The organism is Shewanella sp. KT0246 (genome assembly GCF_019654955.1).
GTDB classification, from domain to species: Bacteria; Pseudomonadota; Gammaproteobacteria; order Enterobacterales; family Shewanellaceae; genus Shewanella; species Shewanella goraebulensis.
The window spans coordinates 78,982-91,806 of sequence record NZ_BPEV01000021.1 but is presented as its reverse complement, the minus strand read 5'-3'; the positions used below and the strand labels follow the sequence as shown (position 1 = coordinate 91,806).

Here is a 12,825-nt window from a genome sequence, read left to right as displayed (position 1 = left end):
ATTTATTTCGAATAAAAAAGTGCTGAATAAACTCTTTTTTCAGTAAAAAATCCATCTTGGTGCAGCAAATTGATACATTACATTAAGCTTGCTGATGAATAATCATTCAATTTTTAATGTTGGATTTATCGTTCAGTATATTACTTGGTCAAGTGGGTAAAGTTTTTTGGTTAAACACTTACTGAAATTGGTCATATCGATTTGAATGGTATTTTAGGTTGTATTTTGCTGTTAATTTTTCGTTTAAATATAAAATTTGAGACGTTATATACTCTTACTAGCTAAGGTTTAGTCAATAAATTTACTACATTTAAAGATTAGAAAGTAAGATTTTAATTGCTTATAACGGTTAAATTAAAGTTTATGAGTTAAAAAATTAGTAAATAATTCATCCATCCATTATATGATTAATGACGCTACCTCCACTTCAAACAGATTCTAGTGTTTGGTGTAAGGGATCTAATAATGCCAAATTAATACGCAAAGCCATTGTCGCTGTCACGTTTTATTAATAGATAAGACTTATTACTTTAATGCTTGAGTAAGTACCAGATTAGCCCAATAGAGTATCAATTAGTAGAGCACTTTCATTGATATCATGCTCCTTTATGTTTGCTAAAAAATCTCGTTAGGTTTATCAAACTATGTTTATACATTAAGAATGGATTCTGAGCTAATAAGAACGGAAGAAGGTGGAATAGTGGGTTAAATGTCTCGTAAGATAACTGCCGACATATTGCCTTGATTATTAATTGCAGACATAAAAAAAGCGCCTCAAAGGCGCTTTTTAATAAACAATAGGAATGAACTTTATCGTTTATCTAAGCTTACAAAATCACGGTCTTCAGAACCAGTGTAGAGCTGGCGTGGACGGCTAATTTTGTGACCTGGTTGGTCAAGCATTTCTTTCCAATGTGCAATCCAACCAACAGTACGAGAAAGTGCAAATAACACTGTAAACATACTAGTAGGAATACCGATTGCTTTCATGATAATTCCTGAGTAGAAATCAACATTTGGATAAAGCTTCTTAGATACGAAATATTCGTCTTCTAATGCAATGCGCTCTAGTTCCATTGCTACATCAAGTAGAGGATCTTGAACATTTAGTTCAGCTAAAACTTCATGACAAGTTTCACGCATAACTTTCGCACGAGGGTCGAAGTTTTTGTATACGCGATGTCCAAAGCCCATTAAACGGAATGGATCAGCTTTATCTTTAGCACGAGCAACGAACTCAGGAATACGATCAACACTGCCAATTTCTTCTAGCATGTTTAAACAAGCTTCGTTAGCACCACCATGAGCTGGACCCCATAGTGAAGCAATACCTGCAGCGATACATGCAAATGGGTTAGCACCTGATGAACCGGCTAAACGTACTGTTGATGTTGATGCATTTTGCTCATGGTCAGCATGTAACACAAAGATTCTGTCCATTGCTTTTTCAACAATAGGATTCACTTTGTATTCTTCACATGGAACAGCAAACATCATCGACAAGAAATTACCTGCGTAACTTAGGTCGTTGCGTGGATAGACGAAAGGTTGACCAATTGAATATTTGTAGCACATTGCTGCAATCGTTGGCATTTTAGAAACTAGGCGGAAAGCCGCAATTTCACGATGTTTTTCATCATTTACATCAAGAGAATCTTGGTAGAACGCAGATAATGCACCGGTAACGCCACATAGCATCGCCATAGGGTGTGCATCACGACGGAAGCCTCTAAAGAAAGAAGCTAATTGCTCATTAACCATTGTGTGGTTTTTAACCATAGCAACAAACTCTTCGTATTGAGTTTTGCTTGGTAATTCACCATACAACAACAAGTAACAAACGTCTAAATAGTTAGATTCAGTAGCTAACTCGTAAATTGGATAGCCACGGTGTGTAAGCACACCTTTCTCACCATCAATATAGGTAATAGCAGATTCGCAAGAAGCGGTTGCTAAAAAACCAGGATCAAAAGTGAAATGTCCTGTCTTTCCTAATTTACTGATATCGATTACGTCAAAGCCAGCAGTTCCCTGCTTAACTGGCAATTCGATTGATTCATTCCCCGGTAACTCTAATTTGGCTATATTGTCAGCCATACCCCGTTCTCCTTACTTCATTCTTTTCTGTGAGTGCGGCATGTTAAGCGGACATTACTTTACAGTGAATCGTGATCACATTTCAATTTAAATAAGCGTTTAAATTTATTAGACCATGGTATAAACCTTGCTAGACGCCTTGACAGCATTGGCTTGAAACGAAAAAAAAGACAAAAAAACAAATTTTGCATAGTGTGACGTTTGTATTTGACAATGGGCTTGAGTATACTTGGCCTCGCCCACAAAGGGCGACAAACATCACATTTTTGAAATCATTTTTTGGCTGGCTAAATTAGTGAATTCTCAAATAGTTAAGTGTTTGATAGTAGTCTGTTAAGTTTCAACAATTTGTTTACATTAGTAGTTTGATGTATCAAATAGAAGCAAACAAGATGAATAATAAAAATAATGCTCAATGGAGCTGAGTGAGCAGAACGTGAAAAAGCAAAGACCTGTCCATATAGACCTACAGACCATTCGCTTTCCTGCAACAGCGATTGCGTCAATTCTTCACCGCGTATCCGGTGTCATCATGCTGTTTGCTGTCGGTATTCTTATTTGGATGCTAAATGAATCTTTAGCATCTCCTGAGAGTTTCGCTGGCCTACAATCTCTTTTTGATAACTTGCTGGTTAAGTTTGTTATTTGGGGAATTCTTACTGCGTTGGGTTATCACTTAATCGTTGGCTTACGTCATCTGATTATGGATACCGGTCGTTGGGAAGAATTAGCCTCAGGCTTAGCATCAGCAAAAATCGCCTTTGTTCTATCAGCGGCGTTTTCAATCATAGTGGGGATTTGGGTATGGTAACCAACGCAGCAAGCCTTGGACGCAGTGGTGTTCATGACTTTATTTTAATCCGTGCTAGTGCAGTAATTTTAACCTGTTACACCATTTTTATGGTTGGGTTTATTGCTTGTAGTGCCCCATTAACTTACGAAATTTGGCATGGTCTGTTTAGCACCTTACCAATGAAAGTATTCACTCTGCTGGCACTTGTTGCTGTATTAATTCATTCGTGGATTGGTATTTGGCAAGTTCTGACTGATTACGTTAAAAACGTATCGGTTCGTGGATTACTTCAGTTCGTATTTGTCGTAGCGGCTTTTTGTTATCTAGCTGCAGGCATCATCATAGTGTGGGGTGTTTAAGTGGGTATTCCAGTACGCGAATTTGACGCAGTAGTGATCGGCGCTGGTGGCGCTGGCATGCGAGCGGCTTTACAAATTTCTAAAGAAGGTAAGAGCTGTGCGCTTTTATCTAAAGTGTTCCCAACACGTTCTCATACGGTTTCTGCGCAAGGTGGTATCACTGTTGCGTTAGGTAACGCGCATGAAGATCATTGGGAACAGCACATGTACGATACTGTAAAAGGTTCTGATTTTATCGGTGACCAAGAAGCAATTGAGTTCATGTGTAAGACAGGTCCTGAAGCTGTTATTGAACTTGAGCAAATGGGTCTCCCTTTCTCTCGTTTCGAGAACGGCACTATCTATCAGCGTCCATTTGGTGGTCAATCAAAGAATTTTGGTGGCGAACAAGCGGCACGTACTGCAGCTGCAGCTGACCGAACAGGTCATGCTTTGCTTCATTGTTTATACCAACAAAATGTTAAGCACAAAACTGAAGTGTTTTCTGAGTGGTATGCATTAGATTTAGTTAAAAACGATGACGGCGCAATTGTGGGTTGTACTGCAATTGAAATTGAAACTGGCGAGATTGTTTACTTTAAGTCGAAGGCAACCATTTTAGCAACCGGTGGTGCAGGGCGTATTTATGCTTCTACTACTAATGCTCACATTAACACCGGTGATGGTGTTGGTATGGCAATGCGCGCTGGTGTTCAGATGCAAGACATGGAAATGTGGCAGTTCCACCCAACGGGTATTGCTGGCGCAGGTGTACTTGTAACTGAAGGTTGTCGTGGTGAAGGTGGTTATCTTTTAAATAAAGATGGCGAACGCTTCATGGAGCGTTATGCACCTAATGCAAAAGATTTGGCTTCACGTGATGTTGTTGCTCGTTCAATGATGACTGAGATCCGTGAAGGTCGTGGATTAGATGGTCCACTAGGCCCGCATTGTTTGCTTAAGCTTGATCACTTAGGTAAAGAAACATTAGAAGCTCGTCTTCCTGGGGTTTGTGAACTTTCTCGTACTTTCGCGCATATTGATCCTGCAGATGGCCCAATCCCTGTATTGCCAACATGTCACTACATGATGGGTGGTCTACCCGCTAAAGTTAGTGGTCAAGTTGTACGTCAAAATAGTGATGGCACTGAGCAAGATATTGTAGGTTTATTCGCTGTAGGTGAGATTGCTTGTGTATCAGTACACGGTGCAAACCGCTTAGGTGGTAACTCACTACTTGATTTGGTGGTATTTGGTCGTGCAGCAGGTCAGCACTTAGGTAAAGCCCTAGATGAAACTGCTGATCCTATTGCGCCATCTGAAGCACAGATTTCAGCATCACTTGATCGTCTTAATCGCTGGGAAAGCAATAAAGATGGTGAAGATCCTGCTGTTATTCGTAAAGACTTACAGTTATGTATGCAGCTTAACTTCTCAGTATTCAGAAGTGGCGATGCAATGGCTGAAGGCCTTAAAGAGCTTAAAGCAATTCGCGAGCGTTTAGCGAATGCTAAGTTGTCTGATAACTCTTCAGAGTTTAATACTCAGCGTATTGAATGCTTAGAATTAGATAACTTGATGGCTACTGCGATTGCTACAGCTTACGCTGCTAACTTCCGTACAGAAAGCCGTGGTGCGCATTCTCGTGAAGACTTCTTAGACCGTGATGATGACAATTGGTTATGTCACAGTGTCTTTGACCCAATCACAGAACAAATGACAAAGCGTGAAGTGAACATGGAGCCTAAGCTTCGTGATGCATTCCCGCCTATCAAGCGTACTTACTAGGAGCAGAACGATGAAATTGGAATTTGCAGTTTATCGCTACAATCCTGATGTAGATGCTAAGCCTTATATGAAGGATTACAGCTTAGAAGTGGATGAAGGTACCGACATGATGGTATTGGATGCACTGATGAAGCTGAAAGAGTCAGACACTTCGTTGTCATTTAGACGCTCATGCCGTGAAGGTGTTTGTGGTAGTGATGGCGTAAACATGAATGGTAAAAACGGATTAGCGTGTATCACGCCTGTTTCTACCTTCAAGGGTAAGAAAATTGAAATTCGTCCATTACCAGGTATGCCTGTAGTACGTGATTTGATTGTTGACCTGACTCAGTTCTACACTCAGTACGAAAAAATTAAGCCGTTTCTTATCAATGATGAGAAAACTCCGGCTCGTGAACATCTGCAGTCCCCAGAAGAGCGTGCTCATCTAGATGGTTTGTATGAATGTATCATGTGTGCTTGTTGTTCAACTGCTTGCCCATCTTTCTGGTGGAACCCTGATAAATTTATCGGTCCAAGTGGTTTACTTCATGCATATCGCTTCTTAATCGATAGCCGCGACACGGCGACTGAAGAACGTTTATCTGGTCTAGACGATGCTTACAGTGTATTCCGTTGCCACGGTATTATGAACTGTGTTGATGTTTGTCCTAAAGGGCTAAACCCAACAAAAGCTATTGGCCATATCAAGTCAATGCTATTGAAGCGAGCAGTATAAATGCACAATGTAGAGCTAGGACTATCTCTTAAATAGCTCTTGATGAGAGCCATCTTCATCTTCGTAGATGGCTCTTTGTGTGTATTAGGAAGACCTTTGTATTTAACTCTGTAAAATTATATAGTTAGATACGATTCGATTGCGGTGCAAAAGGTATCGTAATTTTGATTATGGCGAAGCACGTGTATCAAGTTTGTAAGGAAAAGTAATGCACCAAGGCATCATGAAAGCTTGGCTCGAATCGTCACATCTAAGTGGCTCAAATTCGACCTACGTAGAAGAGATGTATGAAGCCTATCAAGAGGACCCAAGTTCAGTTACTGCTGATTGGCAAGCCGTCTTTGATAATCTCCCTGCGGTAAATGGTACTTCTCAAGATATACCTGAAGCTGCACACTCTAAAGTACGTGATTATTTCCGCAGTTTAGCATTAGAAAGTCGTGCCAAAGGCGCCAGCCGTGTAACCGACCCTGAATTAGATGCTAAGCAAGTTAAAGTTCTCCAATTAATTAATGCTCACCGTTTTCGTGGCCATCAAAATGCCAATCTTGATCCTCTAGGTTTATGGCAACGCGAAGCCGTTCAAGAACTAGACCCAGCGTTTCATGGTCTTGATGCTGAAGACATGTTGCGTGAATTCAATACAGGTTCATTTGCATACGGTAGCGACACATTAAAACTGGCTGACATTGTTCACGCACTTAAGAGCACATATTGTGGTTCAATTGGTGCTGAATACATGCACATTACCGATACAGACGAAAAACGTTGGATTCAACAACGTCTTGAACCGTCTTTAGGTAAAGCAAATTATGACAACTCCACTAAGAAACGTATCTTAGAAGGCCTAAACGCTGCTGAAGGTATGGAAAAATACCTTGGCGCGAAATTCCCAGGCGCAAAACGTTTCTCACTTGAAGGTGGTGATGCTTTAGTTCCAATGATGCGCGAGATTTTATACCGCGCTGGTGAAGCTGGAACTAAAGAAATCGTTGTTGGTATGGCTCACCGTGGCCGTTTAAACGTTCTTGTTAACGTTTTAGGTAAGCGTCCTGCAGAATTATTTGATGAATTCGCAGGAAAACACGACGAAGTCCAAGGTTCTGGTGACGTTAAGTATCATCAAGGTTTCTCATCAGATTTTGAAACGCCAGGTGGCAATGTCCATTTAGCGTTAGCGTTTAACCCATCACATCTTGAAATCGTAAACCCAGTAGTTATTGGTTCAGTTCGTGCTCGTCAAGATAGACGTGGATGTACTGACGGTTTACAAGTGATGCCAATTACCATTCATGGTGACTCGGCAATTACAGGCCAAGGTATTGTTCAAGAGACATTCAACATGTCTCAAGCTCGTGGTTTCAGAGTTGGCGGTAGTATTCGTATCGTTATCAACAACCAAGTGGGCTTTACTACTTCTAACCATGAAGATGTTCGTTCTACAGAATACTGTACCGATATCGCGAAAATGGTTCAGGCGCCTATTTTCCACGTAAATGCTGATGACCCAGAGGCTGTTGCCTTTATTTCGCAGCTAGCTGTTGATTACCGCAACGAATTCAAACGTGATGTCGTCATTGATTTAGTCTGTTATCGCCGTCACGGCCATAATGAAGCTGATGAGCCTAGTGCTACGCAGCCGTTAATGTACGCTAAAATCAAAAAACATCCGACACCGCGTAAGATTTATGCCGATCGATTAATCGAAGAAAGCAGTATTTCAGCAGATGATGTGACAGGTTTAGTGAACACTTATCGTGACTCATTAGATGCGGGCGATTGTGTGGTTAAAGAATGGCGTCCAATGACACTTCACACAGTGGATTGGACACCTTATCTAAACCGCGAATGGGATGAAACCTATCAAGCCGCGATGAAACTTGAGCGTTTAAATAATCTAGCGCAAAAAATTGTCGATATTCCAGAAAGTCACAAACTTCAGTCTCGTGTCGCTAAGATTTATAAAGACCGCGTGTTAATGGCTAATGGTGAAAAACCACTGGATTGGGGCTTTGCTGAAACCTTAGCGTACGCGTCTATCTTAGAAGATAACAAACGTGTTCGTATTACCGGTCAAGATTCTGGTCGTGGTACTTTCTTCCATCGTCATGCTGTACTACATAACCAAAATGACGGTACAACTTATTTGCCATTACGTAATGTGGCCGATGAGCAAGGTGAGATTGATATTATCGATTCGGTATTATCTGAAGCATCAGTACTTGCATTTGAATACGGTTATGCCACTGCTGAACCTGGCGGGTTAACTATTTGGGAAGCGCAATTCGGTGACTTCGTAAACTGTGCTCAAGTGGTTATCGATCAATTCTTGTCATCTGGTGAGCAAAAGTGGGGCCGTTTATGTGGTCTGACTATGTTGTTACCACATGGCTATGAAGGCCAAGGCCCTGAGCATTCATCTGCTCGCCTTGAACGTTTCCTACAATTATGTGCTAACCACAATATGCAGGTGTGTGTTCCTTCAACACCGGCTCAGGTTTATCACATGTTGCGTCGTCAAGTTGTACGTCCTATGCGTCGTCCTCTTGTGGTGATGTCACCTAAATCATTACTGCGTCATCCTCTAGCTGTGTCATCACTTGATGAACTTGCTAATGGAAGTTTCCAGAGTGTGATTGGTGAACTTGATGCATTAGACGCGAGTAAGGTTGATCGCGTTGTCTTCTGTAGCGGTAAGGTTTATTTCGAGTTACTCGACAAGCGTCGTAAACAAGAAATCACCAACGTTGCTATTTTACGTGTGGAGCAACTGTACCCGTTCCCGCAAGAAGAAATGCAAGCAGCACTTGCTGAGTATCAGCATGTTAAAGATTTTGTATGGTGTCAGGAAGAACCGCAAAACCAGGGTGCTTGGTATTGTAGCCAACATCATTTCTGGGCAGCGATTCCTGCAGGCGCACAGTTAACTTACGCTGGACGTGAAGCATCTGCTGCACCAGCTTGTGGTTATCCAGCTCTGCATGCTCGCCAGCAAGAAGAATTAATCAATAGCGCATTAAAACTGTCGTAATAAAATTTATAAAAAGGAAAGCTTTCCATGAGTATCGAAATTAAGGTACCCGTTTTGCCAGAATCAGTTGCTGATGCGACTATCGCGACATGGCATGTGCAACCTGGAGAACAGGTTTCTCGTGACCAAAATCTAGTTGATATTGAAACTGATAAAGTGGTTCTAGAAGTTGTTGCGCCAGAAGATGGATCTCTAAGTGAAATACTATTCCCAGACGGTGAAACCGTTCTTGGCGAACAAGTTATTGCTAACTTTGTTGCTGGTGCTGTTTCAGGCCAAGAAGTCACTAAAGCTGAAGCAGAAGCTGCTAGTCCAGTCGCTGCTGAATCTGATGAGTCAAATGACGCGTTAAGCCCATCGGTTCGTCGTTTAATTGCTGAGCACAACCTTGATGCAGCAGCCATTAAAGGCACAGGTGTTGGTGGACGTATCACTAAAGAAGACGTTGAAGCATTTGTTAAGTCAGCGCCTGCTGCCAAACCTGCTGCAGCACCTGCACCAGTTGCACCGCTTGAAGGTCGCAGCCAAAAACGTGTTCCTATGACACGTTTACGCAAAACAATTGCTAATCGTTTACTTGAAGCTAAAAACTCGACTGCAATGCTAACGACGTTTAACGAAGTTAACATGCAGCCAATTATGGATATTCGTAAGCAGTATCAAGAAATCTTTGAAAAGCGCCACGGAATCCGTTTAGGCTTCATGTCTTTCTACGTTAAAGCTGTAACTGAAGCGCTTAAGCGTTTCCCAGAAGTTAACGCTTCAATTGATGGCGATGAAATTGTTTATCACAACTACTTTGATGTGAGCATTGCAGTATCAACTCCACGAGGTTTGGTAACGCCAGTATTACGTGACACAGATACTATGAGCCTTGCTGAAATCGAAAAAAATGTTCGCGAATTAGCGCTTAAAGGCCGTGACGGTAAATTATCTGTTGATGATATGACTGGCGGTAACTTCACAGTGACTAATGGCGGTGTTTTCGGTTCATTGATGTCGACCCCAATTTTAAACCTTCCTCAAAGCGCAATCTTAGGCATGCATGCTATTAAAGATCGCCCAATGGCAGTGAACGGTGAGGTTGTTATTCAACCTATGATGTACCTAGCATTATCTTACGACCATCGTATTGTTGATGGCCGTGAGTCAGTTGGATTCTTGGTTGCTATTAAAGACTTCCTTGAAGACCCAACACGTCTATTGCTTGACCTATAAGAGTCAACTAGACAGTACCCTCGTAGCTGGCTCAAACGAGCCAGTAGGATTTTTTAAGAAGTATATGGATAGATCATCATGAATTTGCATGAGTATCAGGCAAAATCCTTATTTGCCGAATATGGTTTACCAGTTTCAGAAGGCTTCGCTTGCGATACAGCCCAAGAAGCGGTAGAAGCTGCTGGTCACATTGGCGGTAATATGTGGGTTGTTAAGTGTCAAGTACACGCAGGCGGCCGTGGTAAAGCTGGTGGCGTTAAAGTTACCGGCGATAAAGAAGAAATCAGAGCATTTGCTGAAAACTGGTTAGGTAAGAACTTAGTCACTTATCAAACTGACGAGAAAGGTCAGCCGGTTGCTAAAATCTTAGTTGAAAGCTGTACTGATATCGCAAACGAATTATACCTTGGTGCAGTTGTTGACCGTGCAACACGTCGTGTTGTATTCATGGCTTCAACTGAAGGTGGCGTTGAGATTGAAACTGTTGCTGAAGAAACTCCTGAGTTAATTCACAAAGCAATCATCGATCCATTAGCGGGTCCTCAGCCATACCAAGCACGTGATCTTGGCTTCAAGTTAGGTTTAAACCCAACTCAAATGAAGCAGTTCACTAAAGTGTTCATGGGCTTAGCAAAAATGTTTGAAGACCATGATTTCGCTTTACTTGAAATCAATCCACTTGTTATCACTGACGAAGGCAATATTCACTGTCTTGATGGCAAAATTGGTATCGATGGTAATGCTTTATTCCGTCAACCAAAAATCCGTGAAATGCATGATCCATCACAAGATGATGCACGTGAAGCGCACGCAGCTAAGTTCGAACTTAACTACGTTGCACTAGACGGAAACGTTGGTTGTATGGTTAACGGTGCAGGCCTAGCGATGGGTACTATGGACATCGTAAACCTACACGGCGGCAAGCCAGCTAACTTCTTAGACGTTGGCGGCGGAGCAACTAAAGAACGTGTTGCTGAAGCATTTAAAATCATTCTTTCTGATTCAAATGTTAAAGCAGTATTGGTTAACATTTTCGGTGGCATCGTACGTTGTGACATGATTGCTGAAGGTATTATCGGTGCAGTTAAAGAAGTCGGTGTTCAAGTGCCTGTTGTTGTTCGTCTTGAAGGTACTAACGCTGAATTAGGTCGTGAAGTTCTAGCTAACTCAGATCTTGATATCATTGCAGCTACAAGTCTAACTGACGCAGCTGAGCAAGTTGTTAAAGCTGCGGAGGACAAATAATGTCTGTATTAATTAACAAAGATACTAAAGTTATCTGTCAAGGTTTCACTGGCGGCCAAGGTACTTTCCATTCTGAGCAAGCAATTGCTTACGGTACTAAAATGGTTGGTGGTGTATCTCCTGGTAAAGGCGGTCAAGTTCATTTAGATCTTCCAGTCTTTAACACAGTTAAAGATGCTGTTGCTGAAACAGGTGCTACTGCTTCTGTTATCTATGTACCAGCTCCTTTCTGTAAAGATGCTATCTTCGAAGCGATTGACGGTGGCATTGAGCTAATCGTTTGTATCACTGAAGGTATCCCTACGTTAGACATGCTTCAAGTTAAAGTTAAGCTTGAAGAAACTGGCGTTCGTATGATCGGTCCTAACTGTCCAGGTGTTATCACTCCTGGTGAGTGTAAGATTGGTATCATGCCTGGTCACATCCATAAGCCTGGTAAAGTCGGTATTGTTTCACGCTCTGGTACCCTAACATACGAAGCTGTTAAGCAAACAACCGATGAAGGTTTCGGCCAATCAACTTGTGTTGGTATTGGTGGTGACCCAATTCCTGGTACTAACTTCATCGACGTATTGGAAATGTTCCAAAACGATCCACAAACTGAAGCAATCGTAATGATTGGTGAAATTGGTGGTACTGCTGAAGAAGAAGCAGCTGAATACATCAAAGCTAACGTTACTAAACCTGTTGTTTCTTACATTGCTGGTGTAACTGCACCAGAAGGTAAGCGTATGGGTCATGCTGGCGCAATTATCGCTGGTGGTAAAGGTACTGCTGAAGATAAATTCGCAGCATTAGAAGCGGCTGGCGTAAGCACAGTTCGTTCTTTAGCTGATATCGGTAAAGCACTACGTACAAAAACTGGCTGGTAAATACTAGCAAGTGTTACAAAAGGCGCTTCGGCGCCTTTTTTGTTGGTCAATAAATGGTTGATGATGAAATATTATTCATTTTATTATGTGGTTATTGATAAATCGTCAAATCTTGATAAGGTTATTTTGCTAAAGTTAAACATGTAGTTAGCCCACAACAATTCAGAATAATAAAGGTTAAGGATAATCGTGTCTCATATAACCCCTGTGATCCCCGCTGTAATTGCAGAAACACAACGTCTACTCATTCGTCCATTTAATCAACACGATATAGAAGCTATTTTATTAATGAATAGTAATCCTGATGTGCTGACTTACATTCCACAATCGCCGTTAAAAAGTCTATTAGAGGCTGAACACGTTTTTAAAGAGGTGATACAAGCGGATTATAACGATAAAGGTTTTGGACGCTGGGCGGTGTATCATAAAGCTGACAAAAAAGTGATAGGTTTTTGTGGGCCTAAATACATTCCCGAATACGACAAAGTGGAACTGGGTTATCGTTATCTTCCTGAGTATTGGGGCAAAGGGATAGGTACTGAAGCTGCCAAAGCTGTGATGGAAACTTTGAAACCGATGTTCGATATAGAAGAAGTTATCGCCCTCATTTTACATGGCAATGTAGGCTCAGAAAAAGTAGCAGCAAACAATGGTATGTCGTTGTATGAACAAAACGAATACAAAGGCCATAAGGTGAATGTGTATCAAAGAATGCTATAAATCAT

At 41.5% G+C, this 12,825-nt stretch carries 10 protein-coding genes; 9 read left to right on the top strand and 1 reads right to left on the bottom strand.

What is annotated here, in order from left to right:
• Positions 1-810: 810 nt before the first annotated feature.
• On the bottom strand, positions 811-2,097 hold the full coding sequence (locus K5Q58_RS12255) for a citrate synthase (protein ID WP_220754215.1): 1,287 nt from the start codon (positions 2,095-2,097) through the stop codon (positions 811-813).
• A 415-nt stretch (positions 2,098-2,512) separates the two neighbouring features.
• Between K5Q58_RS12255 and sdhC the strand changes: the two genes are divergently transcribed.
• From sdhC to K5Q58_RS12210, 9 genes are all read left to right on the top strand, one after another.
• A complete protein-coding gene (sdhC, locus tag K5Q58_RS12250) occupies positions 2,513-2,908 on the top strand; it encodes a succinate dehydrogenase, cytochrome b556 subunit (RefSeq protein ID WP_102528518.1) in 396 nt (131 codons plus the stop codon).
• Positions 2,902-3,249, top strand: coding sequence for a succinate dehydrogenase, hydrophobic membrane anchor protein (gene sdhD, locus K5Q58_RS12245; RefSeq protein WP_055023360.1), 348 nt, complete (start codon positions 2,902-2,904; stop codon positions 3,247-3,249). The genes sdhC and sdhD overlap by 7 nt, the downstream gene beginning before the upstream one ends.
• Positions 3,250-5,016 (top strand): succinate dehydrogenase flavoprotein subunit, encoded by a 1,767-nt coding sequence (gene sdhA / locus K5Q58_RS12240; protein ID WP_220754214.1) that lies wholly within the window; start codon positions 3,250-3,252, stop codon positions 5,014-5,016. It abuts the gene before it with no gap.
• 10 nt (positions 5,017-5,026) lie between these two features.
• Entirely contained in the window at positions 5,027-5,734 is a 708-nt protein-coding gene (locus K5Q58_RS12235) for a succinate dehydrogenase iron-sulfur subunit (RefSeq protein ID WP_220754213.1), read from the top strand.
• A 208-nt stretch (positions 5,735-5,942) separates the two neighbouring features.
• A complete protein-coding gene (gene sucA / locus K5Q58_RS12230; protein WP_220754212.1) occupies positions 5,943-8,765 on the top strand; it encodes a 2-oxoglutarate dehydrogenase E1 component in 2,823 nt (940 codons plus the stop codon).
• Positions 8,766-8,792: 27 nt separating this feature from the next.
• Positions 8,793-9,983 (top strand): 2-oxoglutarate dehydrogenase complex dihydrolipoyllysine-residue succinyltransferase, encoded by a 1,191-nt coding sequence (gene odhB, locus K5Q58_RS12225; RefSeq protein ID WP_220754211.1) that lies wholly within the window; start codon positions 8,793-8,795, stop codon positions 9,981-9,983.
• Between the two features lie 78 nt (positions 9,984-10,061).
• Positions 10,062-11,228 carry an ADP-forming succinate--CoA ligase subunit beta gene (sucC, locus tag K5Q58_RS12220; protein WP_220754210.1) on the top strand — a complete coding sequence of 389 codons (1,167 nt, stop codon included), beginning with the start codon at positions 10,062-10,064 and terminating at the stop codon, positions 11,226-11,228.
• On the top strand, positions 11,228-12,100 hold the full coding sequence (sucD, locus tag K5Q58_RS12215; RefSeq protein WP_220754209.1) for a succinate--CoA ligase subunit alpha: 873 nt from the start codon (positions 11,228-11,230) through the stop codon (positions 12,098-12,100). Before sucC ends, sucD begins: the two co-directional genes overlap by 1 nt.
• Positions 12,101-12,289: 189 nt before the next feature.
• Positions 12,290-12,820, top strand: coding sequence for a GNAT family N-acetyltransferase (locus K5Q58_RS12210; protein WP_259651333.1), 531 nt, complete (start codon positions 12,290-12,292; stop codon positions 12,818-12,820).
• The last annotated feature ends 5 nt before the right edge of the window (positions 12,821-12,825 follow it).

Coding starts and splice junctions, on each gene's coding strand:
- odhB (WP_220754211.1), top strand. CDS start 8,793: ATGAGTATCGAAATTAAGGTACCCGTTTTGCCAGAATCAGTTGCTGAT.
- K5Q58_RS12235 (WP_220754213.1), top strand. CDS start 5,027: ATGAAATTGGAATTTGCAGTTTATCGCTACAATCCTGATGTAGATGCT.
- sucC (WP_220754210.1), top strand. CDS start 10,062: ATGAATTTGCATGAGTATCAGGCAAAATCCTTATTTGCCGAATATGGT.
- sdhD (WP_055023360.1), top strand. CDS start 2,902: ATGGTAACCAACGCAGCAAGCCTTGGACGCAGTGGTGTTCATGACTTT.
- K5Q58_RS12255 (WP_220754215.1), bottom strand. CDS start 2,097: ATGGCTGACAATATAGCCAAATTAGAGTTACCGGGGAATGAATCAATC.
- sucD (WP_220754209.1), top strand. CDS start 11,228: ATGTCTGTATTAATTAACAAAGATACTAAAGTTATCTGTCAAGGTTTC.
- sucA (WP_220754212.1), top strand. CDS start 5,943: ATGCACCAAGGCATCATGAAAGCTTGGCTCGAATCGTCACATCTAAGT.
- sdhC (WP_102528518.1), top strand. CDS start 2,513: ATGGAGCTGAGTGAGCAGAACGTGAAAAAGCAAAGACCTGTCCATATA.